Here is a 25,971-nt window from a genome sequence, read left to right as displayed (position 1 = left end):
CTGTCCAGGCGCCCTACTCGCCCTTGAACACCGCGGCGTCCACCACGACGCAGCCGTTCGTATTCAACATCACCGGATTGAGGTCGATGCTCATCACCTTGGCGGACGTATCCGCCATCAACTCTCCGATCTTCACCATCGCATCGACCAGCGCATCCACATCCATCGGCGGCTCACCGCGGACGCCTTCGAACAGTGGCGCGATGCGCAGCTTCGCCAGCGCGCGCTTGGCATCGTCCCTGATGAAAGGCGGCAGCAACAGTGTGGTGTCCTTGAACACCTCGACATATTTGCCGCCGTCGCCAACCATGACCACCGGGCCGAAGACGGGATCACGATGCGCGCCGATCACGATCTCGCGGCGACCGCCGGTCATGGCGGCGACGATGACGCCGTCGAAGCGCGAACCCTGCTTACGGATGATCTCTTCCATCTCGGCATAGACCTCACCGACCGCCTCGCGCGAGGCGGCGCCGAGCTTGACCAGTCCAAGTTCCGACTTGTGGGCGATGTCGGCCGAGCAGCCCTTCACCACCACTTTGCCGCCTATGGTATCGAATGCCGCCTCGGCTTCAGCGCGAGAATGCACGAGCCGATACGGCACCACCGGGATGCCGCGCGATGCCAGCAGAGCGAGGCTGTCGGCTTCATTCATCATCACGGTCTTGTCGGCCGAGATCAATGTGGACGACGGAACGCGCTTGCGCGCCTTCACGCGCGCCATCAGCTCATGATGCGACACATATTGATTCAGCGCGGTGACCGCCTCGACCTCGGTCGGGAATACCGAGACACCCTGCGCCTGGAACTCCTTGGCGACGCTGGGCTGCGTCGCCGCGACCACCAGCGGCTTGCCGGTCTGCTCAGCGAAAGCGGCACTGTCGCGCGCGAAGGCCGGGACGTCGTAGCCCGGGCCCGCCACGGGCACGCCAATGACAAAAGCATCGGCCGCAGGATCTTCGGCGATCACCGGCAGGATGTCGCCGAACAGCCGGCTGTTCGACAGCAGCGCCGCGGTGAGATCGATCGGGTTGGTCGTGGTGGCGAAGCTTGGCAGGATGCCCTTCAGCTTCTTGTCGGTCTCGGGTGCCAGCTTGGCCATCGGCATGCCGACGGTCGAAGCAGCATCCGCGGTCATCACGCAGACCGCGCCGGAATTGCTGATCGCGACCAGGCGACGGCCCTGCGGCTTCCAGCCCTTGAGATAAAGCTCGGTGGCCTCGACGAGGCCGCGCATATCCGGCGCGCGCCAGATGCCGTGATGTTCGAGGAAGGCGTCGACGACGCGGTCTTCATTGGCGAGCGCGCCGGTATGCGACTGCGCTGCCGCCTTGCCGGCATCGGTGCGGCCGGATTTCAGCGCGATAATCGGCAGGTTGCGATGGAGCGCGACTTCGGAGAGTTCTTCCAGATACTTCTTCTCCGGAATGCTCTCGAGATAGAGCAGCATCAGCTTCACTTCCGGATCTTCGGCCACCGCGATGGCAAGTTCGCCGACGGTGATGTCCGAGTCATTGCCGGTGGCGTGGCTGTGACGGACGCCGATGCCCCGCGGATTGAGGAAGCCGACCGGCACCGTGGACAGCGCGCCGCTCTGGCTGAGCATGGCGACATGGCCTTCAACGCGCTCGAATTCCATGAACATGGTGGAGAAGGACGCGATGATGCCGGTGCCGAAATTGGCGAGGCCCTGTGTATTCGGGCCAACGATGCGCATGCCGTGCTTATGCGCGATCTCGACCATGCGGCGCTCTTTCGCCTTGCCGGCGATCGCATCGACTTCGCCAAAGCCCGAGGCCATCACCAGTGCGATCTTGACGCCAGCCTTGGCGCAATCCTCGACGGCGCCGATGGCATTGTCGCCGGCGACGGCGACGATCACCATTTCCGGCGCTTCCGGCAGATCGGCGAGGCTCTTGTAACACTTCTCACCCTGGATCTCCGTGCGCGACGGATTGATCGGGTAGATCTTGCCCCTGAAGCCGAACTTCTGGAGATAGTGGACCGGACGGCCGCCGACCTTGTTGGGATTTTCCGAGGCGCCGATGATGGCCACAGATTTCGGATCGAGGGCGAAGTGCAGACGGCTCATTGAGGAGTCTTTTCGAAGAACGGTACGAGGCGGCCGGTGAATCGCCGATAGCCGGCTTTTACCTTGTCGCCGATGACGAGATCGTTGGCGCCGTGGGCCATCATGCGAAAGCCTTCGACGGTGTCGATGAGCAGGATATTGTAGGGCACATGCTCGCGCGCTTCCGGCGTACCGGCGCGCAGCACGAGGGAGGCCGCATAGACGGTGCCCTCGCCGCTCGCGATTTTGTCGTCGAGATCGGACGACCCGCAGGCCGCGCAAAAGCTGCGGCGGAAATACTGGATCGATTGGCAGGCACGGCAGGACTGATAGCCGATAGCTTCAGTCCCGGTGGTCCAGTCGGCGGCAGGCTTGAGCTCGCTCATGATACGCGCTCCAGGAACATGCTGACATGGGACGACAGCACACCGCCGTCACCGTGCAGCAGCGCGACGGAAGCATCCCTGACCTGACGGTTCTCGGCCCTGCCTGTCATCTGCAGATGTGTTTCGACGAGATGCGCCATGGCGCCACCGACGCCGCAATGACCGTAGCTCAGAAGACCGCCATGGGTGTTGAGCGGCATTGTGCCGTGCTGGCCGAAATGGCCGGCACGCACTTGCGCCGCTGCCTCGCCGCGGCCGGCGAGACCGAGATCTTCCAGCAGCATCGCCAGTGTGATGGTGAAGCTGTCATAGACCGCGGCATAACGGACGTCAGAGATTTCGATGCCCGTCGCCTTCTTCGCGCGCGCAATGGCGATCTCGGCGCCGAGTTCGGACAGCGCCGGCGCGGCGGTGATGTGCTGGTGGGTATGCGCCTGCGCAGCGCCGCGCACGCGGATTTTCGTTGGGCTGGTCGGCTCATAGCTGACAACGAAGGCCGCGCCGCCATCGGACACCGGGCAGCAGTCGAGCAGTTTGAGCGGCGTGGCAATGGTCTTCGAGGCCATCACGTCGGCGACGGTGATCGGTTCGTGAAACTGCGCACCGGGATGAGTCAGTGCATGCTTGCGCATCAGCACGGCGAATTCGGCAAGGTCTTCCTGCGTCACGCCGTATTCGTGCATGTAGCGGTTGGCAACGAGGCCGTAATAGGCCGGGATGGTCGGGCCGAGCGGCACTTCATAGGTGGGATTACCGACCTGCGCCAGCGCCTGGATCGAGGCGTCGCGGCTTTGACCGGTCAGTCGGTTCTCACCGCCGACCACAAGTACGTGTTTGGCGACACCGCCCTCGACCAGTTGATGCGCCAGCATGGCCATCGCCATGCCGGTGGCGCCACCGACCTGGATGGCATGGGCATAGGATGGCGTGATGCCGAAATGCTCGGCGAATACGGTGGCCAGCATGATGTGCGGCATGGTGGTGGAATAGCCGCACAGGAAGCCGTCGATGTCGCCGCGCTTGAGGCCGGCGTCAGTGAGCGCCAGCTCGGCGGCGCGGGACATCAGGTCGATGGTCGATGAGCCCTCGTGCTTGCCGTAAGGGAGGAGACCGACGCCGGTGATGTAGCTCATGCGTCGCTCCAAACTCGATTGTCGTCCCCGCGAAGGCGGGGACCCATAGCCTCGGTAGACAAGATCAACACACAGCCATCGCCACAGCGCCCCTCCACAACATTATAGGTTATGGGTCCCCGCCTTCGCGGGGACGACATGCGGAGCGTGTTGGCGCTGTCACGCATCAATACGACTTCGGCAAACCGAGCGCCTTCTCGGCGATGAAGCTCAGGATCAGTTCGCGGCTGATCGGTGCGATACGCGGGATCAGTGACTCCCGGAAATAACGCTCGACGTGATATTCCTTGGCGTAACCAAAGCCGCCATGGGTCATCACCGCCTGCTCGCAGGCGTGATAGCCGGCTTCGCCCGCGAGATACTTCGCCGAATTCGCGGCAGGACCACAGGGCAGTCCCTGGTCATATTGCCAGCCGGCCGACAGCACCATCAGCCAGGCGGCTTCGAGCTCCATCCAGTTCTTGGCGAGCGGATGCTGGATCGCCTGGTTCTGGCCGATCGGGCGGTTGAACACGTTGCGCACCTTGGCGTAGTCGGCCGCCTTCCTCAGTGCAGCCTTGCCGAGACCGACGGCTTCCGCCGCGATCAGGATGCGCTCGGGGTTCATGCCGTGCAGGATATATTCGAAGCCGTGGCCCTCTTCGCCGATGCGATCCTCGACCGGAATTTCAAAATCGGCAATGAACAGCTCGTTGGAGTCGACGGCCTTGCGGCCAAGCTTTTCGATCTCGTGCACGGCGATCTTGGAGCGGTCGAGATCCGTGTAGAACAGGCTGAGGCCGTGGGTCGGGCTCTTGACGTCTTCCAGCGGCGTGGTGCGCGCCAGCAACAGGATTTTTTCGGCGACCTGCGCGGTGGAGATCCAGACCTTCTGACCGTTGACGATGTAGCGATCGCCCTTGCGCACGGCACGGGTCTTGAGCTGCGTGGTGTTGAGGCCGGTATTCGGCTCGGTCACCGCGAAGCAGGACTTCTCGGTGCCGTCCACGATCGGCGGCAGCATGCGCGCGCACTGTTCGGGCGTGCCAAACACCACCACCGGATTGAGGCCGAACACATTCATATGCACGGCAGACGCGCCCGACATGCCGGCACCGGATTCCGAAATCGCGCGCATCATGATCGCGGCCTCGGTGATCCCCAAGCCCGAACCGCCATATTCCTCGGGAATACAGATGCCGAGCCAGCCGGCATCGGCCATCGCCTTGTGGAAGTCGATGGGGAAACCACCCTCCTTGTCCTTCTTCAGCCAGTAGGCATCGTCGAAACGCGCGCAGATCTTCTCGATGGCGTCGCGGATGGATTCCTGGTTGGCGTCGAGGGCGAAATCCATGCGTCACAGCTCCGACGTATCTGGGATAGCGGCCTGTCGGAGCACGCCATCCTTGTGCATTTTCTCGATCTGCTCGGCCGTATAGCCGACCTCGGCCAGCACCTCGGCATTCTGCTCGCCGAGATGCGAGGCAAGGCGCGTCGGATTGACCGGAGTCTTCGACCAGGTCGCCGAAACCTTCATGCTGCGGATCGCGCCTTCGGTCGGATGCACGACCTGCTGGAAGAAGTCGGTCGCCAGCATATGCGGGTCCTGCATCATACTTTCGAGCGTGTGCATCGGGGTCGACGGCACGTCGGCGTCATCGAGCAGCTTGGCCCATTCCGCCGTCGTCCTGGTTTTGAAGATGCGCGACAGTTCGGCATTCACCGTGTCGATATGCTGGATGCGCTGCGGGAAGGTCGCGAAGCGCGGATCGTCGAACAGCTCTTCGCGGCCGACATGCTTGAGGAAGCTCTTCCACTGCTTGTCGTTATACACCATCGCGCAGATATAGCCGTCCGAGGTCTGGTACGGCCGGCGATCCGGCGACAGGTGTCGGCCGTAACCGCCCTTGTCGAGCGGCGGATCGTAAGTGAGGCCGCCCATGTGGTCGCCCATCATGAAGCTCGCCATGGTTTCGAACATCGGGATGTCGACGCGCTGGCCCTCGCCGGTCTTGTCGCGATGCACGACGCTGGCAAGGATGGCGCCAAGCGCGGTGAGCCCGACGATGCGATCGACCAGCGCATTGGGCACATAGCGCGGCACACCGTCACTGCTGATGCGCGCATTCAACGCGGGCAGCGCGGTGGCGCCCTGGATCAGGTCGTCATAAGCGGGCTTGGCGGCATAGGGGCCGGCCTGGCTGAAGCCGAATACGCCCGCGTAAATCAGCCGCGGATTGATCTTGGCCATGACCTCATAGCCGAGATTGAGCCGCGCCATCGCCGCCGGGCGGACATTGTAGACCAGCACGTCGGCGGTCTGGACCAGTTTCAGCAGCGCCGCACGCCCCTCTTCCTTCTTGAGGTCGATGCAGACGCAGCGCTTGCTGCGATTGGTATTCAGGAAAATCGGGCCCATCCCGGGATTACGCATCGGCCCGATTGACCGAACCACGTCGCCATCGGGAGACTCCACCTTGATCACATCGGCGCCGTAGTCACCCAGCGTCTGGGTGCAATAAGGCCCCATCATCACCGAGGTCATGTCGATGATCCTGATCCCGTGAAGTGGTCCCGTCAAAGTCGTTTGCTCCCGAAAAGCGTGTGGTCAGGCGCCAGTGCGCCCCTGTTGCCTTCGTCTTAGCGGGAGCGGCTTTGCGGACGCAAGGGCGCCAGACGCGGGGCCGTATGCGCGGGATGCCGGTACGCGTCAAAGTGGTAACGACTAGCCGGCCCCCGCCGACGCCGAAGCGCGCATCATTTCCCGCAGCTCGGTCTTCAGCACCTTGCCGTAATTGTTCTTCGGCAGCGCATCGAGATAAACATAGCGCTTGGGGCGCTTGAAGCGGGCGATATTGGCGAGGCAATGCGCGTCGAGTGCCGCATCGTCGGCGGATGCGCCTGGCTCCAGCACCACACAGGCGACGACGACCTCGCCCCAGTCCGGCTCGGGCACCCCGATCGCCGAGACTTCCCGCACGGCGGGATGGGTCAGCAGCGCCTCCTCGACTTCGCGCGGATAGATATTGGTACCGCCGGAGATGATGACATCCTTGGAGCGGTCGGACAGCGTGAGAAAACCGTCGTCGTCGAGTCGGCCGACATCGCCGGTGCGGAGCCATCCGTCCTTCAGCGTTTCGGCATTGGCCTTGTCGTTGTTCCAGTAGCCGAGCATCACAGCCGGCCCCTTGGCCTCGACCTCGCCGGTCTCGCCAACCGGCAAAGGCTTGCCATCGGCATCGGTAATCCGCACCGACATCACGCTCTGCGCCGGACCGACCGAAGCCAGCCGTTCGAGATAGCGCGGGTGTTCGGTATCGGCATGGAAGGCGCGCGGCAGCGAGGTGATCGTCATCGGCGATTCACCCTGGCCGTAGATCTGCACGAAGCGCTGCCCCATGGTGGCAATGGCATCGCGGATGTCGGCCAGATACATCGGCCCGCCGCCATAGACGATGGTGCGCAGCCCCTCGCCGGTCTCGCCGCGCTTCTTCGCCGCATCGACCAGACGGCGCACCATGGTGGGCGCCGCGAACATCGCGACATCGCCGAGTTGCTTGCCGAGATCGAGCACTTCGTCGGGCTCGAAGCCCTGGCTCTCCGGCACGACGTGGCGGGCAGCCATACGGATATGGATGAAATTATAGAGACCGGCGCCATGCGAGATCGGCGCGGCATAGAGGATCGCATCTTCCTGATGGACCTGATCCACATCGGCGAGATAGCACATGGACATGGCCACCAGATTGCCGTGGCTGAGCATCACACCTTTGGGCCGGCCGGTGGTGCCGGAGGTGTAGAACAGCCAGGCGAGATCGTTGTCTTCGCGGGACAGCGGGACCGCGGACACCGGCTCGCCATGCTGCAATTCATGAAACGTTGCGCTGTCGATGGACAGCATCTGCATGCCGGTCGGCAGGTCTTCCTCGACCTGAACGAGCGCGCCACGGCTGTCGTCGTCGACAAAGGCCAGCCTCGTGCCGGCATTGTCGCAGATCCATGCCGCTTCGCGGCCATGCAGCTTGGCATTGATCGGGATCACCACCGCGCCGATCCACCACACCGCGTACATGCATTCGAGATATTTGGTGCAGTTTGACGCGAACAGTGCGACGCGGTCGCCAGGCTGAATGCCGTAATCGCGCACGAGGCCAGCACCGATGGCCGCGGCGCGGCGCGCAAAGGTTTTGTAGTCAGCCTGGACCGTGGTGCCGGTCAGCAGCGCCGGCGCCTGCGGATGCAGACGCGCCGACGATGCCAGCCATTGTGCGACATTCATGGTGTCGCCCTCGCTTGCGCGTTACTTCGCCGGCTCGAGGATGGAGACGTAGTTCGCCACTGCGGCGCCGCCCATATTGAAGATGCCGGCGAGTTTTGCATTTTTGATCTGCATGCCCTCGGGCGCCTGACCCAGCAATTGCATTGCGCTCAGCACGTGCATCGACACACCGGTGGCGCCGATGGGGTGACCCTTGGCCTTGAGGCCTCCGGACGGATTGATCGGCAGCTTGCCGTCCTTCTGGGTCCAGCCTTCCTTGATGGCGCGTGCGCCCTGCCCGCGCGGCGTCAGGCCCATGGCTTCATATTCGATCAGTTCGGCGACGGTGAAACAGTCATGCGTCTCGACGAAAGAGAGATCGCCGATCTCAACGCCGGCGGTTTTCAGCGCCTGCTGCCAGGCCACGGTGCAGCCCTCGAATTGAAGGATGTCGCGCTTCGACATCGGCAGGAAATCCTGCGCATGGCCGGTGGCCTTGATGTTGACCGCCTTGCCCATGGTCTTCGCGGTCTCGGAATCCGTGAGCACCAGTGCCGCGGCGCCGTCGGACACCAGCGAGCAGTCTGTGCGCTTCAAGGGGCCGGCGACGAACGGGTTCTTGTCGCTTTCGGAGCGACAGAATTCGAAGCCGACATCCTTGCGCATCTGCGCATAGGGATTGTGGACGCCATTGGCGTGGTTCTTGGCGGCGATCATCGCCAGCGCATCGGACTGGTCGCCGTATTTCTGGAAGTATTTTTGCGCGATGCCGCCGAACACGCCGGCGAAGCCCGCAGGCGTCTCGCCGTCTTCCGGCAGATAGGACGCGCGGAGCAGGTTCTTACCGATCTCAGGTCCCGGCGTGCGGGTCATCTGCTCGACGCCAACCACGAGCACGATCTTGGCAGCGCCGGCGGCGATCGACTTGATACCCTGATGCACGGCAGCCGAACCGGTGGCGCAGGCATTCTCGACGCGGGTGGCGGGCTTGAAGCGCAAAGCGGGATCGGCCTGCAGCACCAGCGATGCGGTAAAGTCCTGCGGCGAGAAGCCGGCGTTGAAATGACCGAGCACGATTTCATCGACATCACTGGCGGAGATGCCCGCATCGGCCATGGCTTCGGTCGCGACGCGAACCACCATGCTCTCGACGGTCTCGGCGTCGAATTTTCCGAACGGCATATGCGCCCAACCAACGATGCTGGCAGTCATGGTCGTCTCCCTGATCGATTTCAAATATTGAGCCCGTTATAGCCCGGCTTCATGGCGCTTGCAGGCTTTTCATGGTCCGCGCGCACATGGCCGTTATGCCTGCCCAATCGCCAGAACGTATCATTGAGGACGGACAGATCCAGGACCCGCCGACCGCCAGAACCATCGGCTCGGTGAGCCAGCTCGCCACATTGGCCTCGCCGACCCCGCCTGTAGGGCAGAATTTCACGTCAGGAAACGGTCCCGCCCAGGCGCGCAGCATCGCGATGCCACCGGCCTGTTCCGCGGGGAAGAACTTGAGCACATCAAAACCGCGTTCGCGCGCCTGCATCAGTTCCGAGGCCGAGGCGACGCCCGGCAGGAAATGCAGATCGCTGGAAGCTGCAATGTCCAGCAATTCGCGCGTCGCGCCGGGACTGACCGTGAAGCGCGCCCCGATGGCATAGGCCTTCTGGAAATCCGCCGGCGTGAGCACCGTGCCGATGCCGACGATGGCCTCCGGCACTTCGGCGATGACGGCCTTCGCCGCTTCAACGGCAGCATCGGTGCGCAAGGTGATTTCCAGCGTGCGGATACCACCGGCGACTAACGCCCGCGCCAGCGGCACGGCGTCGGAAACACGTTCGATCGTGAGCACGGGAACGACGAATGCTGCCTTCAGCAGCTTTCGCAGATGATCCTGACGCTGACCGATATCGAGAGGCTTGTTCATGCGGATGGTCCTCTCATGAGGGTGTGTCGAACGCGATCATATCGGGCATCGCCTCGCGCGGGATGATCGCACCGGGATGGCAGACGACAGTGCCGGCGAGATAGTGACCTGCCTGTGCGGCGGCGACGGGCTGAGCGCCGCTCAGACGTGCGTGCAGATAGGCAGCAGCGAAACTGTCGCCGGCCGCGGTGGTATCGACCACCGCGCCCCTGACCGGCTCGGCCTCGATACGCTGCGGCTGGCCGTTATGCCGTATGATGCTCGCGGGACTGTCGAGCTTGAGCACCACTTCATCTGCTTTAATACGCGACAGCAGCTTGTCCTCGGCCTCGCCGGGATAGAGCGGCAACAAGTCCTCGACCGAGGCGAGCACGATATCGGAGACCGCAAAAGCATCCTGAAACGCGGCGCGCGCCAGATCGAGATCGGGCCAGCCCCGCGCGCGGAAATTGGTATCGAAAGCGACGCGGACGCCTGCACCGCGCGCTTGTTGAAGCGCCGCAATCAGGCGGTCGCGTCCAGCGATGTCGAACAGCGACAGTGTGATGGCCGAGAGATAGATCAGATCATAGTCCGCGAGTGCGGACAGCAGCGCGTCAGTCTCGGGTAGACTTAGCAAGCTGCGGACAGCTGACGCATCGCGCCAGTGATAGAAGCGGCGCTCGCCCGCCTCATTGGTCTCGATCATATACAGGCCGGGCAGCTTGCCCTTGAGGCGCATCACCCGCTCAGTGCCGATGCCCTCGGCCTGCCAGCCGGCAATCATCTCGTCGCTGAGCGGATCGTCACCGAGCGCGGTGACGTAATCGACCTCCGCGCCAAGCCGAGCAAGGTAGACCGCAGTGTTCAGCGTGTCGCCGCCAAAGGACCGCGTCAGGTGCCCACCCGGCATCTGACGCAGCTCGATCATGCATTCGCCGATGCTGGCGATCCGCATGGTGGCCTCAATCGACGAACTTGCCGCCGAGTTCATCCTCGATATGGATGCGGATGATGTCGTCGAAGGTTTTCTCGGCCGTGGTGAAGCCGAGCTTCAGCGCGCGTGCGGTATCGAAATCACGCGGCCAGCCTGACACGATGCCAGTGATGACCGGATCGGTCTCGCGCTTGATGCGGGCGACGACATTCTTGCCGGCAACGCGATCCAGTGCGGCGATCTGCTCGCCGACGGTCACCGACATGCCGGGCATGCTGAGATTACGCCGCGGGCCCATCGCTTGAAGATCCGTCGTGCCGGCGTGGACGAGGAAGCCCACCGCAGAGCGCGGCGACGCGTGCCAGTGGCGGACGTCCTCGGACACCGGCAGGATGGCTTCCTTGCCGGCCAGCGGCTCGCGGATGATGTTGGAGAAGAAACCGGAGGCGGCCTTGTTCGGTGCGCCCGGACGGACGCAGATGGTCGGCAGGCGGATGCCAATGCCGTCCAGGAAACCCTTGCGGGTGTAGTCGGCGATCAGCATTTCGCAGATCGACTTCTGCGTCCCATAGGAGGTCAGCGGCGTGTGAATGAACTCGTCACCGATCTTGTCGGGGAACGGCGCGCCGAACACGGCGATGGACGAGGTGAAGACCAGCCGCGGCTTGTAGCCGCCGCCGATGGCGCGGATAGCGTCGATCAGGTAGCGGGTGCCGTCGAGATTGATGCGATAGCCCTTGTCGAAATCAGCCTCCGCCTCCCCCGACACGATGGCGGCGAGATGAAAGATCACCTCCGGCTTGTGGGCGACCAGCGGCGCAGCCGTCTTGGGGTCGGCGAAGTCCGACGTCACCAGTTCGATCGGAATCGACGCACCCGCAGGCTTTGCCGGCGCCACCACGTCCTGCAGGGTCATGCGGGTAATGTCGCGATTGCCGAGACGGCCGTCGCGAACCAGTTTCTCTGTGAGCTTGCGGCCAACCATGCCGGCGGCGCCGAGGATGAGGATGTGCAAGGGAAAACTCCTTCTTCTTGTTCTTGGGTTCAACTCTGGCCCTCATGGTGAGGAGGCGCCTCTTTGGCGCCGTCTCGAACCATGAATGAGACTACGGCCATCCTTCGAGACGCGGTCGAAGACGACCGCTCCTCAGGATGAGGGCGGTACATTGGGTAAGCCGCCTACTCCTTCACCGCGCCCGTCATCGCCGACACATAGTGCTCGACGAAGAAAGCATACAGGATCACCAGCGGCAGCGAGCCAACCAGCGCGCCGGCCATCAGCGAGCCCCATTTGTAGATGTCGCCGTCGACGAATTCGTTGACGATGGCCACAGGCACGGTCTTGTTCTGGGTCGATTGCAGGAAGGTCAGCGCATAGATGAACTCGTTCCAGCACAAAGTGAACGAGAAGATGAAGGCCGAGATCAGGCCGGGCACCGCAAGCGGGATGATGATCTTGACCAGGATCTGCCAGCGCGAGGCGCCGTCGATGAGGGCGCATTCCTCGAGCTCAAACGGGATGGTCTTGAAATAGCCCATCAGGAGCCAGGTCGAGAACGGGATCAGCAGCGTCGGATAGACCAGGATCAGCGACAGCGGCGAGTCGAACAGGCCATAGGCCTGGATGACCGAGGCCAGCGGGATGAACAGGATCGACGGCGGCACCAGATAGGCCATGAAGATCAGCGCCCCGACCGTCTCGGCACCACGGAAGCGCAGCCGCACGATGGCATAGGCGGCGAGCACACTGGCAACGATCGACAAAAATGTCGAAGCCGCTGCCACATACATCGTATTCCACAGCCACTGCGGATAGTTGGTTTCGAACAGCAGCTTTTGAATGTGCTTGAAGGTCGGCTTGATCACCCAGAACGGATTGAACCGCTCCATGTCGATCAGTTGCTCGTCGGGTTTGATCGAGGTCAGCGCCATCCAGTAGAACGGGAACAGCAGGATCACCACGATGATGAACAACGGAATGTAGAGCGTGACGATGCGCCTCGGCAGCGACTCCAGATAGGCCATGCCCTCACTGTGATCGTCTTTCTCGACGGTCGGCGCGACGGCAGTACGGTGATCGACGGCGTGATCAGTCATTGTCAGTGCCTTGCTGCCACTTGCGGCGTTGCATGCCGAACCAGGAAATGGCGATGGCTGCCAGGAGGAACGGGATCATGGCGGTGGCGATGGCTGCGCCCTCGCCGAGCCGACCCGAAAGAATGCCGCGCTGATAGCTCAGCGTCGCCATCAGATGCGTTGCATTCACCGGACCGCCGCGAGTCAGCGCCCAGATCAGCTGGAAGTCGGTAAACGTAAACAGCACCGAGAAGGTCATGACGACCGCGATGATCGGCGTCAGCAGCGGATAGGTGATAAAGCGGAAGCGCTGCCACGAGGTGGCACCATCCAGCGTCGCGGCTTCATAGAGTGACGGCGACACGGTCTGCAGACCAGCCAGTAGCGTGATCGCCACGAACGGCACGCCGCGCCAGATATTGGCGAAGATCACGCTCCCTCGTGCCCAGTTGCTGTCGCCCAGGAAATTAATGTTGTGGTCGATCAGCCCCATTTTGATCAGCGACCACGAGATGATCGAAAACTGCGAGTCGTAGATCCACCAGAACGCGATGGCCGACAGCACCGTCGGCACGATGAACGGGATCAGCACGGCGGCGCGGATCAGCGCCTTGAACGGCATGTGGCGGTTGAGCAGCAGCGCCAGATAGAGGCCGACGGCGAATTTGATGGCCGAGGCGACGATCGTATAGAGCAGCGTATTAAACACCGAGAGCCAGAAGATGCTGTCGTCCTTCAGCCATTCGTAGTTCTCTAGTCCGACAAACACGCCGCCGCGACCGATGCGATCGTCGGTGAAGCTCATCCAGACGCCAAGGAACAGCGGGTAAGCGAGAAACAGCAGCAGGAATGCCGCGGCCGGCAGCATGAACCACAATGCGAGCCAGTTGCGGTTGATCCGCAGCCGGTCCCAGGCCGAGGATCTGGGGATCACTTTCCCTGCCCCCGGCATCGATGTCTGGATCGTGGTCATTGCAAGATAGCTCCAGTCGGATGTCGGCTTCGGTCTGATGTCGTGCAGTCAGTCATGCGTCATGATCCGGTTACGGCAGGATCGCTTCGCCCTCGATCTCGACACGTGCGTGCGGATCGATCAGAGCGGAAACCTGAACCAGTGTCATTGCTGGAAAATGCTTACCGAGCGTCGCGCCCCAGGCTTCGCCAACGGCGGCGCCGGACGTCTTGAATGCGTTGATGTCGGTAACATAAGCGCGCAGCATCACGATTTGCTTGGGTTCGCCGCCCGCTGCCTTCAGCACGGTGACGAGATTCTCCATCGCGTAGCGCCACTGCGTACCGAAGTCGGATCCCGCGGCGACTTCGCCCTGCCCGTTCTGCTTGCCGAGCTGACCGGAGATCCGGACGCTCCGCGTACCGCCGGCCACCACCGCATGCGCAAAACCGCGCGGCCGCGTCCAGCCTTCCGGGAGAACTGTCTTGTAGTCGGTCTCTGGCATTCCCATTCCCATCGTTCAGGCAGCCTTTTGTGAAACGAGATTCACGGCTGCTCCGGAGAGTTGCCGGCGCGGGTCGCTCCGCGCCGGCAAGGTCGTCCTCAGGCGCGGAAGATGCGCTTCGCCGCGCGCTCGGCAGACGACATCGCGGTCTTCACGTCCTCGCGGCCCGTGCAGTAATTGGCGTACATGTCGACGACCACGAAGTCGGCGATCGCCGCCGCCGCATTCTCGCTCATCTGCGCTTCGCCCGCCGGGGTCGTTGCCGTCGAAGCCACGTCGCGATATGGCGTGTTCTTCGGATCGGCGGTCCAGATCGGGTTCTTCTCGAAAGCAAGCTGGAACGGCGACAGATAGCCCTGGGCTGACTCGACCCACGGATTGAACTGCTCGGGCTCCATCATGAAGGCGGTGAACGCCTTGCAGGCCTGCGGGAACTTGGTGAAGGAGAAGATCAGGATCGGGAAACCGAGATGAAGCTCACGTCGCTTGCCGTCCAGACCGACGGGCAAATGCGCGTGGTTCATGTCTTCGGCAATCGCCGGGGCTTCCTTCTTTGCGGTCACATAGACCGAGATGCCGTTGGTCGTCAGATGCAGCTGGCCGGCCAGGAATGCCTTGTTGTTCGACGAGTCGTTCCAGGATGCGGTGCCGGGAATGAAGTTATCGTAGAGCGACTTGACGTATTCCAGGGACTTCGCGGTCTCCGGAGAATTGATCGTGACCTTGTTGTCCTTGTCGATCAGCTTGCCGCCATGGGCCCACAGCGCCCAGTGCACCCAGCCATTGGCATCGCCCGAAGCGTGGCCCAGCGCCATGCCGCCGGGGGTGCCGTTCTTGTTCATGCCCTTGAACAGATCCTGGAAGCCACCGAGATCATTCGGGAACGTCTTGTGGCCGGCCTTTTCAGCGGCGGCGACGCGATAATTCACCAGACCGCCGGTCGCAGCGACCGGAACGCCGATCCACTTGCCGTTATGCATGCCGTACTGCTTGCCGGACTCGGCCCAGCCGCCGTTCTTCTTGCCGAGATAGTCGGCGACGTCGGAGACGTCCATGCACTTGGTCGGGAACAGGAACGGCAGGGAGTACAGGCCCCAGACCATGTCGAGGCCCTGCCCGGTATTCGCCGCGACCGAAGCCTTTGGCTGAATGTCGTCATAGGATTCGTTGGAGACGGTGATGGTGACGCCGGTCGCCTTCTGGAAGGCGTCGACGATCTTCATGAAAGCCACGTCTTCGGCTTCGACGAAGCGCTTCCAGCGCAGCAGGTTGATCTTGGCGCCGGCTTCCGGCTTCCACTGTGAGGCCTGCGCCCAGGCTTTTGCGTAGCCCAGCAATTGATCCGCGGACATGGTCGCCGCAGCAGCAAGCGTGATCGCGCCGCCCTTGAGCAGAGATCGGCGATCCGGTGTAAATCCAGTCATCTTTCGTCTTCTCCCTGTAATATTGGTTCGTTGATCGACCAATGTTTTGAAATTGATTTGGTGCAACAGCGCGTCAGTTGACGCGCTTGCCGGTCTCCTTGTCGAACAGATGCGCCGAATTCGCGCGCGGCCTGAGATGAATCTTGTCGCCCGGTGCGACCGGACGCCGATCGCGGAAGATCGCGATGATGTCCTGGGTGCCGATGCGCGCAACGACCTGGGTTTCCGACCCCATCGGCTCGACCACCACGACCTCGGCCTCGATGCCGTCATCGGCGAATTCGAGATGCTCGGGACGAATGCCGTAAGTGACAGCCTTGTCGTTCCCTGCCGCAGGTGCTGCCGTAATCGGCAACTTCGCGCCATTGGCGGTTTCCACCCAGGGCTGGCCACCATTCACCTTCAGCGTGCCTTCGAGAAAATTCATCGCAGGCGACCCGATGAAGCCGGCAACGAACTTGTTCTCGGGGCGATCGTAGAGTTCCAGCGGTGCGCCCATCTGCTCGACGATGCCGTCCTGCATCACCACGATCTTGTCGGCCATGGTCATGGCCTCAATCTGGTCATGCGTCACATAGACCGTCGTGGTCTTGAGGCGCTGATGCAGTTCCTTGATCTCGGCGCGCATGGCGACGCGCAGCTTGGCATCGAGATTCGACAGCGGCTCGTCGAACAAAAACACTTGCGGGTCACGCACAATGGCGCGGCCCATGGCGACGCGCTGACGCTGACCGCCCGACAACTGCCGGGGGAAACGCTCAAGCAATCGCCTCAAATCGAGAATATCGGCGGCGCGATTGACCTTCTGATCGATCTCGCTTTTGTCGGCGCCGCGCAGCTTGAGCGAAAAGCCCATATTCTGGGCAACCGTCATATGCGGATACAGCGCGTAATTCTGGAACACCATGGCGATGTCGCGCTCTTTCGGCTGGACATCATTGACCACGCGATCGCCGATCGAGATCGTGCCGGAGGTGATCTTCTCCAAGCCCGCCAACATGCGCAGCAATGTGGATTTTCCGCAGCCGGATGGCCCAACCAGCACCACGAATTGGCCATCCTCGATGGGGACCGACACGCCGTGGAGAACCTCAAAACCGCCAAAAGACTTACGAACGTCGTGAATCTGCACGGACGCCATACATTTCCCTCCCAAATGTCCCATTTTAGAGACTGCGTCCTCCGATTGCCGGAGCCGCCTGTTCTTACTTGTCTGACATCCTACCAGATTTTCTGGCGGCGTGTCGTTGGATCATAGTCGTAGAAAAACTTCGCAGATGCAAACGTTGCGAAGCAGCCAGTGGCGTGCAAACATTCGTGACCAATCAAAAGAGACGACGCACCAGAATATAAAGTGTGCGCTGCGGGAGAAATGATGACCAAGTCGACTTCGTCCACGCCGACTGCGGGGACCTCGCCTGCAAAGGCAACCAAGCGCAAACTTCGTTCGAGCGAATGGTTCAACGATCCCCACAATCCCGGAATGACTGCACTCTATCTTGAGCGCTATCTGAACTACGGCCTGACGCGTCACGAATTGCAGTCCGGCAAGCCGATCATCGGCATTGCGCAGACTGGCAACGACCTGTCGCCCTGCAATCGCCATCATCTCGAACTCGCCAAGCGCGTGCGCGAAGGCATTACCGCCGCCGGCGGTCTTGTGATGGAATTCCCGGTACATCCGATTCAGGAGACCGGTAAGCGGCCGACTGCGGCGCTTGATCGCAACCTTGCTTATCTCGGCCTTGTGGAAATCCTGTTCGGTTATCCGCTCGATGGCGTCGTGCTGACAACCGGCTGCGACAAAACCACGCCGGCCTGTTTGATGGCAGCAGCGACAGTCAATCTCCCCGCAATCGTGTTGTCCGGCGGTCCGATGTTGAACGGCTGGCACGAAGGCCAGCGTACCGGCTCCGGCACCGTGGTGTGGAAATCACGTGAACGCCTTGCCGCCGGCGAGATCGGCTACGAAGAATTCATGACGCTGGTCGCGTCCTCGGCGCCGTCGGTCGGCCATTGCAACACCATGGGCACCGCGTCGACGATGAACTCGCTGGCCGAAGCTTTGGGCATGTCACTGCCCGGCTGCGCTGCCATCCCCGCTCCCTATCGCGAGCGCGGCCAGATTGCCTATGAGACGGGCAGCCGTATCGTCGACATGGTGTGGGAGGACCTCAAGCCGTCCGACATCCTGACGCGCAAGGCGTTCGAGAACTGCATCGTGGTCAATTCCGCCATTGGGGGTTCGACCAACGCGCCCATTCATATCAACGCGCTGGCGCGTCATATCGGTGTCGAACTCGATATCGACGACTGGCAGAAATTCGGCCATGACGTACCGCTGCTGGTCAACATGCAGCCGGCCGGTTTCTATCTCGGCGAGGAATATCATCGCGCCGGTGGTGTGCCCTCGGTGGTCCGCGAGCTGATGAAGCACAAGCGCATCCATGAGGATGTGATCACGGTGAACGGCAAGACCATGGGGGAAAATTGCGCCGCCTCGCCCAAACCGGACAACGACGTCATCTGGTCCTATGACAAGCCGCTGGTGGCTGATGCCGGCTTCCTCGTGTTGCGCGGCAATCTGTTTGATTCCGCGATCATGAAGACCTCGGTGATCTCCAAGGAATTCCGCGATCGCTATCTGATCAATCCGAAGGATCCGAACGCATTTGAAGGCCGCGCCATCGTGTTCGAGGGGCCGGAGGATTATCACCATCGCATCGACGATGCCTCGCTCGATATTGACGAGCATTGCATCCTGTTCGTGCGCGGCACCGGCCCGATCGGCTATCCCGGCGGCGCGGAAGTCGTGAACATGCAGCCGCCGGCAGCGCTGATCAAACGCGGCATTCTATCGCTGCCCTGCATCGGCGATGGCCGGCAGTCGGGCACATCCGGCTCGCCGTCGATCCTCAACGCGACGCCTGAAGCGGCAGCCAATGGCGGCCTCGCAATCCTGAAAACGGGCGACAAGGTGCGCATCGATCTCAACAAGGGCTCGGCGAATATCCTGATCTCCGACGAGGAGCTGAAGCGGCGTCGCGCCGAACTGATGGCCAATGGCGGATTCAAATATCCGGCCAACCAGACGCCGTGGCAGGAGCTCTATCGCAACACCGTCGGCCAGCAGGCCACCGGCGCCTGTCTCGAACTGGCGACGCGATATCGCGATATCGCCGGCACGGTCGGGACGGCGCGGCATAATCACTAATCCCTCGGTCGTCATTGCGAGCGCAGCGAAGCAATCCTGTCTTTCTTCTTGGCTTCTGGATTGCTTCGTCGCTTCGCTCCTCGCAATGACGGCGGAGAGTGAATGAAAAATTTCAGGGAGATTTCACATGTCTGACCGCTTGAAAGGCAAACGCGCCTTCGTCACCGCGGGCGCTGTCGGTATCGGCCGCGCCTGTGCACTGGCCTTTGCGCGCGAAGGCGCAACGGTGTTCGCCACCGATATCGACGACAAGGGCGTGGCGCTGCTGACCAAGGATGGTATCGCCGAGACTGCACGGCTCGACGTGCGCGACACGGCTGCCGTCGAAGCGATGGCGAAGAAGGTCGGCGATATCGACATCCTGCTCAACGCCGCCGGCTTCGTGCATCACGGCGCAGCACTGGAATGCTCCGATTCCGACTGGGACTTCTCGTTCGACCTGAACGTCAAATCGATGCACCGGACCATCCGTGCGTTCCTGCCCGGCATGCTCGCGCGCGGCAATGGTGCGATCGTCAACATTTCCTCCGCCGCCGGTGTCTTCAAGGCAGCGCCTAACCGCTACGTCTATGGCGCAACCAAAGCCGCCGTCGCCGCCCTCACCCGTGCTGTGGCCGTCGACTACATCACCAAAGGCATTCGCTGCAATGCGATCTGCCCTGGCACGATCGAAACGCCGTCGATGCTCGACCGCGCCGCAGCCGCAGGCCCGAATGGCCGCGAGCTGTTCGTGAGCCGGCAGCCGATGGGCCGCCTCGGGACCGCCGAGGAAATCGCATCCCTCGCCGTCTATCTCGCCAGCGACGAGAGCGCCTTCACCACCGGCGTCGCACACATCATCGACGGCGGCTGGACGCTGTAACCGAGGACATCGCATCATGAACAAGATCGATCTGAACGGCCGCTACGCCGTGGTCACGGGCGGCGCCCAGGGCTTTGGCCGCGCGATCACCGAACGCTTCGTGGCTTCCGGCGCCAAGGTGGCGATCTGGGATCAGGATATTGACCTGGCCGTAAAAACGGCGAGCGAAATCGGCGACGACGTGATTGCCCTCAAAGTCGACGTCACGGACGTGGCTTCAATTGATGAAGCTCGCGCTGCGACGCTTCAAGAGTTCGGCAAGATCGATATCCTGGTCAACAATGCCGGCATCACTGGATTCAACAAGCCGGTGTGGGAGATCGATTACGACGACTGGCGCAAGGTGATGCGCATCAATCTCGACGGCCCGTTCCTGTGCTGCAAGGCCGTTGTACCGGTGATGCTGAAGCAGAATTACGGCCGTATCGTCAACATCGCCTCGATCGCCGGCAAGGAAGGCAATCCGAATGCCTCGCACTATTCGGCGTCGAAGGCCGGCCTGATCGCGCTGACCAAATCGCTCGGCAAGGAACTCGCCGGCCACGAGATCAACATCAACGCCATCACGCCTGCTGCCGCGAAGACGGCGATCTTCGACCAGATGACGGAACAGCACATCAACTTCATGCTGTCGAAGATTCCGAAAGGACGTTTCGTACTGGTGCAGGAACTGGCCGCAATGGCTGCGTGGCTGGCCTCGGAAGACTGCGCCTTCTCGACCGGCGCGGTGTTCGATATTTCGGGCGGACGGGCGACCTACTAAGTCGCCCTTCTCGTCAGCCCTTGCCCTTGACGCGGAAGATCACGGGCACGGTGAAGCTCAGGCCGTCGTCGGCGATCAACGGCGGCGGCGCCGGCAGCGGGTCTGAGCGGCGGACCATAGCAACCGCGGCCTCGTCGAATGCGGCGTCGCCAGAGCCCTTCACCACCCGCACAGCCAAGACCTTGCCGACGCGGTCGATCTCGAAATTCACTGTCACTTCGGCGGTCTTCTGCTGGCGTTCCTGCGGATAGCGCTTGTTCTTTTCGAGATAGGCGCTGAGTTGCTTGGACCAGATTGTCGACAGGCGCTTCTTGTCGGTGCCGATGCCGCCCTGCTGCGCCTGCGCTTTCTCGCCGGTCTTGGAATCATCGAGCTTCTGCTGCGCGGCGGCTTCCGACGCGACGGATTCCTGCGACGCCTGCTGCTGTTTTTGCGCCTTTTCGGGTGTCTCTTCTTCCGGCTTGGTCGCCTTGCTCTCGGTCACGACCTGATCGGGTTCTTCGCTCTCGTGCGGCGTCTCCTTGGGGAGATCGCTCTGCTTCTCGACAGCCTTCTGCTCCTGAACGGCCGGAGATGCGGTCGAGGCCTCCGAATCCGGGCCCTGCGGAAGATCGGTCGGCTCGACGTCGGGCGACACCATTTCCATCCCGACTTCGATGGCATTGGCGCCGAGGCCGTCGTCGTCTTCTTCCTGCTGCATCTCGAACACAGCCGCGGCGATGCCGCCGACATGCAGCAGCACGGCGACAAGCGCCGCGATCAGCCACAGTCGCCAGGACGACTTTCTATCGAGCTCGGACATAGCGCTTCCGTAACGTCAGGGCTTCGGCGCGTCAGGTGCAGCGATCGGTGCCGGCGATACCGCAGCGGCATCCGGAACCCCTTCCAGTGCAACAAGCTTGGTCTTCTGATAGCCACCGGCACGCAGCCGTTCCATCACATCGAAGAATTCGCCATAGGGCACCGCGCGATCGACGCGCAGGAAGATCGGACGATCCTTGTTGCCATCGCCCATCGCATCGAGCTGACGCACCAGATCGACACGCTTGACCATGTTCTCGCCGATCGCGACCGCCAGGTCGGGCTTGATGCTCACATAGGTCGGCTTGTCCGGCTTCTTCTGCGGCGTCACCGTAGAGGACGGCAGATTGATCGGCAGGTCCACCGTCGACAGCGGCGCGGCCACCATGAAGATGATCAGCAGAACCAGAATGACGTCGATGAAGGGTGTGACGTTGATTTCGTGATTTTCACCGAAATCATCATCGTCGTCTGCACCCTCGGAAAGCGACATACCCATGATTATTCAGCCGCTGCGCGTGCGTGTGAACTCGAATGCGTGCGATCAAGATCGCGTGACAGCAGACGACCGGCGGCGCCCTGCGCACGGCCGACGATTTCCATGTAGGCCTTCGTCACGCGCGAGAAGTGATTGTAGATGATGACCGCCGGGATCGCCGCGACGAGGCCGATGGCGGTCGCCAGCAGTGCTTCGGCGATGCCGGGCGCGACGACGGCGAGATTCGTAGTCTGCGATTTCGAGATACCGATGAAGCTGTTCATGATGCCCCAGACGGTGCCGAACAGTCCGACGAACGGCGACGTTGCGCCAATGGTCGCGAGGATGCCCATACCGGTGCGTACCTTGCGGCCCTCAGCGCGAACGATCTCGCCAAAGCTCGACGCGGCGCGCTCCTTGATGCCTTCATCGCTCGAAATGCCGGCGGACATCCGCCCTTCCCGCATCGCCGCTGCCAAAAAGCGCGACAGGATCGTGCCGCGCTCACCGAGCGCCATCTGCGCCTCGGACAGCGAACGCGATTCACCGATCTTGCGGAGCGCGGCCTTCAGGCGACGCATGGCCCAGGTCAGTTCCATCATCTTGAAGATGCCGACCGTCCAGGTGACGACCGATGCGAAAGCCAGACCCACCATCACCGCCTTGACGATGATGTCGGCACCCATGAACATTTTCCAGGGCGACAGATCGTGCTCGCCGGTAGCGACCATCGGCCTGGGCGCGGCCTCCGTCACCGGGCTAGCAAGAGCTGTCGAAGCGGCCGGGCTCGCCACTGGGCTGCTCGGCTGAGCAGTTACCGGGGCCGGCGCCGCAGTGGGAGCTGCCTGAGTAACCACCGGCGCCACGGGCTTTGCAGCCTGCTGCGCAATCATTGGCGAAGCAAATGCGACGACTGCCAGCACAGCCAGCAACTTAAGAATAGTTCTAAACAAGCTTATACCTCGGCCCAGTAGCGGATGAGATTATGATAGATGCCCGTTAATTTGACCGTTTCTGGGTCGTCTCTTCCGAGACGTTCAACTAGGCTCTGAATCGCGCTGTCGAGATCGAAGATCATGCTGCGCGCATGAGCATCACGTATCATGCTCTGTAGCCAGAAAAAAGACGCTACGCGCATACCTGCCCTTAGAGGTGTTACAAGGTGCAAACTGGAAGCAGGATAAAGTACGAGGTGGCCGGCCGGCAGCTTCACCTCGTGTGAGCCGTAATTGTCTTCAATGACGAGCTCACCGCCTTCATATTCTTCGGGCTCGGAGAGGAACAGCGTCACTGACAGGTCGGTGCGGATACGCATGCCGGTGAGATGATCGCCGCGCACCGCATTGTCGACATGCACGCCGAAGTGATGTCCATCCGACGAGACGTAACGATTGAACAGCGGCGGGAAGATATGCAGCGGAATTGCTGCAGACAGAAACCGCGGGTTCGACGTCAGTGCCGAGATAATCTGATTACCGAGCGTGCGGGCCACATCGCTGTCCGGCGGCAGTTGCTCGTTCCTTTTGACCAGAGCCGATTGCGCACCGGCAGTCGAGCGACCGTCCTCCCAACCGGCCGCATCCATGATGCGGCGGAACTCCGCCACATCACTTTTGCTCAAGACATCAGGGATGCAGATCAGCATCCTCTAGAACTTCCCACTGAGAACAAGTGTTCCCGACCGACCCGGCGCCACCAGCACGAACGGTGCAGCGCTGTTGTAGAAGCCGTCATAGTAAAGCTTGTTGGTCAGGTTGTTGACGAACAGCTTGAGCGTGATGTTCTGGTCGATCTTCTTCTCGACAAACATGTCGAAGCGCCAGAATTCCGGCAGGACCGTCGTGGTGGTCGTGTACAGAATGCCACCGGTGCGCTGCGACTGATAGGTCGCCTGCCCGCCCAGCTCCCAGCCGTAGTCGAACTTGTACTTGGTCATCAGGTTGAACGATTGATGCGCGATATTGGCGAGATCGCGCCCGATGAAAGCAGGCGTTGCCGAGTTCAACACCTTGGATTCCATCAGAACCAGACCGCCGAACACGCTCCAGCGATCGGTAATCTTGCCGGCGACGCCGAGATCGATGCCGCGGATTCGGTATGACGCGCCAGCCACGACCTGCGTGGTACCGGCAACGGTCAACTGCTCGCGCGCATTGCTCTTGGTGGTCTCGAACAGGGCGCCTGTCAGCAACAAATGGCCATCGAACAGTTCCCACTTGGTACCGACTTCCGCCGACTTGTTCTTCTCCGGCGCAAACACCTGATTATAGGCGCCTGTGAGGTTGAAGCCGCCATAGCGCGCGTCGGTGCCGTCCAGTTCCGCACCGACCGGGTTGGTCGACGTGGCATAGGCCGCATAGACGCTGCCATAGGGTAGCGGCTTCAACGTCAGGCCGACATTCCAGTTTACATTTCCGCTATCCGCCTTTTGCGGGAACGTGGTGGTGGTCGCAAACGGCTTGCCTGCGCTGACGCTGTAGTCGTCATAACGGATGCCGGTGTTCAGATAGACGAGGTCGTTGTAGTTCGCCGTGTTGATGGCGTAGCCCGCATTGGTGTCGACCTTGATCACCGTTGGGTTGTTGGCACGGGTGGGCTGCGCAAAAGCCGAATAGGTCAGATACGGATTATTGATCGGAACGATCACCGAGCCGATGCTGGTGCTGCCACCCGGCAGTGACTCCGTCGTCAGGCCCGTAAAAGTGTCGATATCGACCTTCTCGCGCGAGATTTCGGCGCCGACGATGGTCGTGTGCCTGATCGGGCCGGTGTCGAACTTGAACTTCAAGTCAGACTGGTTGGCGATCGTGTCCGTGGTCTGGTAGCGGCTGACGGCGTTGAGCTGCACCAAACCGTAGCCGGCAGGATCGGGAGAATAGCCGGGAATGCCGGCGCGGGGCGCTTCCGGCAAAGTGCCGACATAGGCCAGGGTCGAACGTTCCAGCCGCATCTTGTTGCTGAAGGTGACATCCGGCGTCAGCGCGACTTCGGTGTTCAGCGAGCCGATATCCTGACGGGCATGCTGGAAGTCGCGATTGGCGAAGCCATAGTAGTTGTTGCGGTTGGCGATGCCGGTTTCCGTTGATGGCTTGTTGGCCGCGCGGTCCCATGGAATACCGAAATCCGGGATCGAATTGAGGTCGGTGTGGATGTAGTTGGCCGTGACCTTCACGGCATCGACCGGCGTCCACTTGATGGCCGCGAAGCCTCCCCAGCGATCGTCAGTCGTGGTGTTGCGGCCAGCAACATTGGCGTCCTGGAACAGGCCGCCGGCGCGCACCGAGACCGTCGGGCTCAGCACCTGATTGGCGTCGATAGTCACGCGCTTGGTGGCATCGGTGCCGAAGGCGGTATCGATATTGGTGAAATTCTTGTCGCCCGCCTGCTTGGTGACAATGTTGATCGCACCGCCTGCGGTGCCGCGTCCTGCGAAGGACGATGCCGGACCGCGCAGGATCTCGACCTGTTCGGTGAAGAAGTTTTCGCGAATGCTAACGGCCGGGTCGCGGATACCGTCGACGAACACGTCATTGCGGGCATCGAAGCCGCGAATGAAGAAGCGATCGCCGAAAGCGTTGCCGCCCTCACCGGTTCCAAGCGTCACGCCGGCTGTCGAACGGACGGCATCGCGCAGCGACGTCGCATTTTTGTCCTCGAGAACTTCCCGGGTGAGTACCGTGACGGTGCGCGGCGTATCCAGCAGCTTCTCGGTGAATTTGCCGCCCGCAAGCCGATCGCCTTTATAGGGCGCGGAGGGATCGGCATAAGGATCAGCGGCAAGTCCGCCAGCATTCGGAAACGGTACGGGCGCGACTGCCACCGGTTGAGCCCGGCGGGCGGCGCGGCGGAGCGCGGTGCGCGCGCGAATCTGGTCCGGACTTGGCTTCGACGCCGCCGGCCGGGGCCGGGCAACTGGGGCATCCACTGTGACCGGCGGAAGGGTGGATTGCTGCGCTTCGGCACCGCTGAACGACGCAACCGCGATAAGACCCGCAACCGCCGTTACTTTGCGGCCAGAATGGGGATCGGCGCCCTCGCCGACACGAACCTCAGAAACAGCACGCAAAGACCGCGGCATTTTCGCCGTACCCATCGAATTCCCCCAAAACTGCGACGCCAGGACGCATCAAGTGCGATAATTTGTCCCATGGACGTAGTCGGCAGGAGAACGGGTGGTCAACGCAATTGGGCGAGAATGCAGGGTTCTTATGTTTGAATATGTCTAGATT

The 25,971-nt window shown here is 61.9% G+C and carries 23 protein-coding genes; 3 read left to right on the top strand and 20 right to left on the bottom strand.

Translation table 11 applies throughout. The annotated features are described in order from the left end of the window. Positions 1 to 13 precede the first annotated feature (13 nt). The 15 genes from AB8B02_RS08105 to AB8B02_RS08035 all read right to left on the bottom strand — a co-directional run bounded on the left by AB8B02_RS08105 (position 14) and on the right by AB8B02_RS08035 (position 16,765). The gene (locus AB8B02_RS08105; RefSeq protein WP_439063649.1) at positions 14 to 2,092 is read right to left on the bottom strand and encodes an acetate--CoA ligase family protein; all 2,079 of its coding nucleotides are present in this window, start codon (positions 2,090 to 2,092) and stop codon (positions 14 to 16) included. Continuing rightward, on the bottom strand, positions 2,089 to 2,457 hold the full coding sequence (locus AB8B02_RS08100; RefSeq protein WP_439063648.1) for a Zn-ribbon domain-containing OB-fold protein: 369 nt from the start codon (positions 2,455 to 2,457) through the stop codon (positions 2,089 to 2,091). Before AB8B02_RS08100 ends, AB8B02_RS08105 begins: the two co-directional genes overlap by 4 nt. Further along, the gene (locus AB8B02_RS08095; protein WP_439063647.1) at positions 2,454 to 3,590 is read right to left on the bottom strand and encodes a thiolase family protein; all 1,137 of its coding nucleotides are present in this window, start codon (positions 3,588 to 3,590) and stop codon (positions 2,454 to 2,456) included. The genes AB8B02_RS08100 and AB8B02_RS08095 overlap by 4 nt, the downstream gene beginning before the upstream one ends. Before the next feature lie 166 nt (positions 3,591 to 3,756). Continuing rightward, positions 3,757 to 4,923, bottom strand: a complete 1,167-nt coding sequence (locus AB8B02_RS08090) for an acyl-CoA dehydrogenase family protein (RefSeq protein ID WP_439063646.1) — start codon at positions 4,921 to 4,923, stop codon at positions 3,757 to 3,759. 3 nt (positions 4,924 to 4,926) lie between these two features. Next, positions 4,927 to 6,150: a CaiB/BaiF CoA transferase family protein gene (locus AB8B02_RS08085; RefSeq protein ID WP_439063645.1), complete on the bottom strand. Its 1,224-nt coding sequence runs from the start codon at positions 6,148 to 6,150 to the stop codon at positions 4,927 to 4,929. Between the two features lie 144 nt (positions 6,151 to 6,294). Next, positions 6,295 to 7,848: a class I adenylate-forming enzyme family protein gene (locus tag AB8B02_RS08080; protein WP_439063644.1), complete on the bottom strand. Its 1,554-nt coding sequence runs from the start codon at positions 7,846 to 7,848 to the stop codon at positions 6,295 to 6,297. A 21-nt stretch (positions 7,849 to 7,869) separates the two neighbouring features. Then, entirely contained in the window at positions 7,870 to 9,039 is a 1,170-nt protein-coding gene (locus AB8B02_RS08075) for an acetyl-CoA acetyltransferase (RefSeq protein ID WP_439063643.1), read from the bottom strand. A gap of 49 nt (positions 9,040 to 9,088) precedes the next feature. Continuing rightward, entirely contained in the window at positions 9,089 to 9,751 is a 663-nt protein-coding gene (gene eda / locus AB8B02_RS08070; RefSeq protein ID WP_439063642.1) for a bifunctional 4-hydroxy-2-oxoglutarate aldolase/2-dehydro-3-deoxy-phosphogluconate aldolase, read from the bottom strand. A 13-nt stretch (positions 9,752 to 9,764) separates the two neighbouring features. Beyond that, a complete protein-coding gene (locus tag AB8B02_RS08065; RefSeq protein WP_439063641.1) occupies positions 9,765 to 10,688 on the bottom strand; it encodes a sugar kinase in 924 nt (307 codons plus the stop codon). A gap of 7 nt (positions 10,689 to 10,695) precedes the next feature. Next, a complete protein-coding gene (denD, locus tag AB8B02_RS08060) occupies positions 10,696 to 11,682 on the bottom strand; it encodes a D-erythronate dehydrogenase (RefSeq protein WP_439063640.1) in 987 nt (328 codons plus the stop codon). Positions 11,683 to 11,846: 164 nt separating this feature from the next. Beyond that, positions 11,847 to 12,764 (bottom strand): carbohydrate ABC transporter permease, encoded by a 918-nt coding sequence (locus AB8B02_RS08055; protein ID WP_089267203.1) that lies wholly within the window; start codon positions 12,762 to 12,764, stop codon positions 11,847 to 11,849. Continuing rightward, positions 12,757 to 13,716 carry a carbohydrate ABC transporter permease gene (locus AB8B02_RS08050; protein ID WP_120291092.1) on the bottom strand — a complete coding sequence of 320 codons (960 nt, stop codon included), beginning with the start codon at positions 13,714 to 13,716 and terminating at the stop codon, positions 12,757 to 12,759. Before AB8B02_RS08050 ends, AB8B02_RS08055 begins: the two co-directional genes overlap by 8 nt. A gap of 70 nt (positions 13,717 to 13,786) precedes the next feature. Next, positions 13,787 to 14,200 carry a RidA family protein gene (locus AB8B02_RS08045; RefSeq protein WP_439063639.1) on the bottom strand — a complete coding sequence of 138 codons (414 nt, stop codon included), beginning with the start codon at positions 14,198 to 14,200 and terminating at the stop codon, positions 13,787 to 13,789. A 98-nt stretch (positions 14,201 to 14,298) separates the two neighbouring features. After that, a complete protein-coding gene (locus AB8B02_RS08040) occupies positions 14,299 to 15,624 on the bottom strand; it encodes an ABC transporter substrate-binding protein (RefSeq protein ID WP_175367345.1) in 1,326 nt (441 codons plus the stop codon). Positions 15,625 to 15,697: 73 nt separating this feature from the next. Next, positions 15,698 to 16,765 (bottom strand): ABC transporter ATP-binding protein, encoded by a 1,068-nt coding sequence (locus AB8B02_RS08035; RefSeq protein ID WP_089267200.1) that lies wholly within the window; start codon positions 16,763 to 16,765, stop codon positions 15,698 to 15,700. Between the two features lie 234 nt (positions 16,766 to 16,999). Between AB8B02_RS08035 and AB8B02_RS08030 the strand changes: the two genes are divergently transcribed. The 3 genes from AB8B02_RS08030 (at position 17,000) to AB8B02_RS08020 (ending at position 20,463) form a co-directional block, all read left to right on the top strand. Beyond that, entirely contained in the window at positions 17,000 to 18,838 is a 1,839-nt protein-coding gene (locus tag AB8B02_RS08030; RefSeq protein ID WP_439063638.1) for an IlvD/Edd family dehydratase, read from the top strand. A gap of 127 nt (positions 18,839 to 18,965) precedes the next feature. After that, positions 18,966 to 19,700, top strand: coding sequence for an SDR family oxidoreductase (locus tag AB8B02_RS08025; RefSeq protein ID WP_068730627.1), 735 nt, complete (start codon positions 18,966 to 18,968; stop codon positions 19,698 to 19,700). A gap of 16 nt (positions 19,701 to 19,716) precedes the next feature. Beyond that, positions 19,717 to 20,463, top strand: a complete 747-nt coding sequence (locus AB8B02_RS08020; protein ID WP_439063637.1) for an SDR family NAD(P)-dependent oxidoreductase — start codon at positions 19,717 to 19,719, stop codon at positions 20,461 to 20,463. Between the two features lie 13 nt (positions 20,464 to 20,476). Here the strand turns inward: AB8B02_RS08020 and AB8B02_RS08015 are convergent, their stop codons facing one another. The 5 genes from AB8B02_RS08015 to AB8B02_RS07995 form a co-directional block, all read right to left on the bottom strand. Continuing rightward, complete coding sequence (locus tag AB8B02_RS08015; protein ID WP_309944423.1) at positions 20,477 to 21,265, bottom strand: energy transducer TonB family protein; 789 nt, start codon at positions 21,263 to 21,265, stop codon at positions 20,477 to 20,479. Between the two features lie 15 nt (positions 21,266 to 21,280). Beyond that, on the bottom strand, positions 21,281 to 21,763 hold the full coding sequence (exbD, locus tag AB8B02_RS08010) for a TonB system transport protein ExbD (protein ID WP_439063636.1): 483 nt from the start codon (positions 21,761 to 21,763) through the stop codon (positions 21,281 to 21,283). A 2-nt stretch (positions 21,764 to 21,765) separates the two neighbouring features. Continuing rightward, complete coding sequence (gene exbB, locus AB8B02_RS08005; RefSeq protein WP_439064610.1) at positions 21,766 to 22,635, bottom strand: tonB-system energizer ExbB; 870 nt, start codon at positions 22,633 to 22,635, stop codon at positions 21,766 to 21,768. A 62-nt stretch (positions 22,636 to 22,697) separates the two neighbouring features. Then, a complete protein-coding gene (locus AB8B02_RS08000) occupies positions 22,698 to 23,387 on the bottom strand; it encodes a Fe2+-dependent dioxygenase (protein ID WP_439063635.1) in 690 nt (229 codons plus the stop codon). 3 nt (positions 23,388 to 23,390) lie between these two features. After that, entirely contained in the window at positions 23,391 to 25,835 is a 2,445-nt protein-coding gene (locus AB8B02_RS07995) for a TonB-dependent receptor (RefSeq protein ID WP_439063634.1), read from the bottom strand. Positions 25,836 to 25,971: the final 136 nt, after the last annotated feature.

Origin of the sequence: Tardiphaga sp. 862_B3_N4_1 (assembly GCF_051811085.1) — a bacterium.
GTDB lineage: Bacteria > Pseudomonadota > Alphaproteobacteria > Rhizobiales > Xanthobacteraceae > Tardiphaga > Tardiphaga robiniae.
The sequence above is the reverse complement of the archived record's forward strand: the minus strand, read 5'-3'. Positions and strand labels throughout refer to the sequence as shown.

Bases quoted from the DNA above. Each gene is read 5' to 3' on its own strand.
- AB8B02_RS08035 (WP_089267200.1), bottom strand. From the start codon at position 16,765: ATGGCGTCCGTGCAGATTCACGACGTTCGTAAGTCTTTTGGCGGTTTT.
- AB8B02_RS08020 (WP_439063637.1), top strand. From the start codon at position 19,717: ATGAACAAGATCGATCTGAACGGCCGCTACGCCGTGGTCACGGGCGGC.
- AB8B02_RS08000 (WP_439063635.1), bottom strand. From the start codon at position 23,387: ATGCTGATCTGCATCCCTGATGTCTTGAGCAAAAGTGATGTGGCGGAG.
- AB8B02_RS08040 (WP_175367345.1), bottom strand. From the start codon at position 15,624: ATGACTGGATTTACACCGGATCGCCGATCTCTGCTCAAGGGCGGCGCG.
- exbD (WP_439063636.1), bottom strand. From the start codon at position 21,763: ATGGGTATGTCGCTTTCCGAGGGTGCAGACGACGATGATGATTTCGGT.
- AB8B02_RS08090 (WP_439063646.1), bottom strand. From the start codon at position 4,923: ATGGATTTCGCCCTCGACGCCAACCAGGAATCCATCCGCGACGCCATC.
- AB8B02_RS08030 (WP_439063638.1), top strand. From the start codon at position 17,000: ATGACCAAGTCGACTTCGTCCACGCCGACTGCGGGGACCTCGCCTGCA.
- AB8B02_RS08055 (WP_089267203.1), bottom strand. From the start codon at position 12,764: ATGACTGATCACGCCGTCGATCACCGTACTGCCGTCGCGCCGACCGTC.
- AB8B02_RS08050 (WP_120291092.1), bottom strand. From the start codon at position 13,716: ATGACCACGATCCAGACATCGATGCCGGGGGCAGGGAAAGTGATCCCC.
- exbB (WP_439064610.1), bottom strand. From the start codon at position 22,635: ATGATTGCGCAGCAGGCTGCAAAGCCCGTGGCGCCGGTGGTTACTCAG.
- AB8B02_RS08065 (WP_439063641.1), bottom strand. From the start codon at position 10,688: ATGCGGATCGCCAGCATCGGCGAATGCATGATCGAGCTGCGTCAGATG.
- AB8B02_RS08095 (WP_439063647.1), bottom strand. From the start codon at position 3,590: ATGAGCTACATCACCGGCGTCGGTCTCCTCCCTTACGGCAAGCACGAG.
- AB8B02_RS08100 (WP_439063648.1), bottom strand. From the start codon at position 2,457: ATGAGCGAGCTCAAGCCTGCCGCCGACTGGACCACCGGGACTGAAGCT.
- AB8B02_RS07995 (WP_439063634.1), bottom strand. From the start codon at position 25,835: ATGGGTACGGCGAAAATGCCGCGGTCTTTGCGTGCTGTTTCTGAGGTT.
- AB8B02_RS08045 (WP_439063639.1), bottom strand. From the start codon at position 14,200: ATGCCAGAGACCGACTACAAGACAGTTCTCCCGGAAGGCTGGACGCGG.
- AB8B02_RS08080 (WP_439063644.1), bottom strand. From the start codon at position 7,848: ATGAATGTCGCACAATGGCTGGCATCGTCGGCGCGTCTGCATCCGCAG.
- AB8B02_RS08015 (WP_309944423.1), bottom strand. From the start codon at position 21,265: ATGTCCGAGCTCGATAGAAAGTCGTCCTGGCGACTGTGGCTGATCGCG.
- AB8B02_RS08105 (WP_439063649.1), bottom strand. From the start codon at position 2,092: ATGAGCCGTCTGCACTTCGCCCTCGATCCGAAATCTGTGGCCATCATC.
- eda (WP_439063642.1), bottom strand. From the start codon at position 9,751: ATGAACAAGCCTCTCGATATCGGTCAGCGTCAGGATCATCTGCGAAAG.
- AB8B02_RS08025 (WP_068730627.1), top strand. From the start codon at position 18,966: ATGTCTGACCGCTTGAAAGGCAAACGCGCCTTCGTCACCGCGGGCGCT.
- AB8B02_RS08075 (WP_439063643.1), bottom strand. From the start codon at position 9,039: ATGACTGCCAGCATCGTTGGTTGGGCGCATATGCCGTTCGGAAAATTC.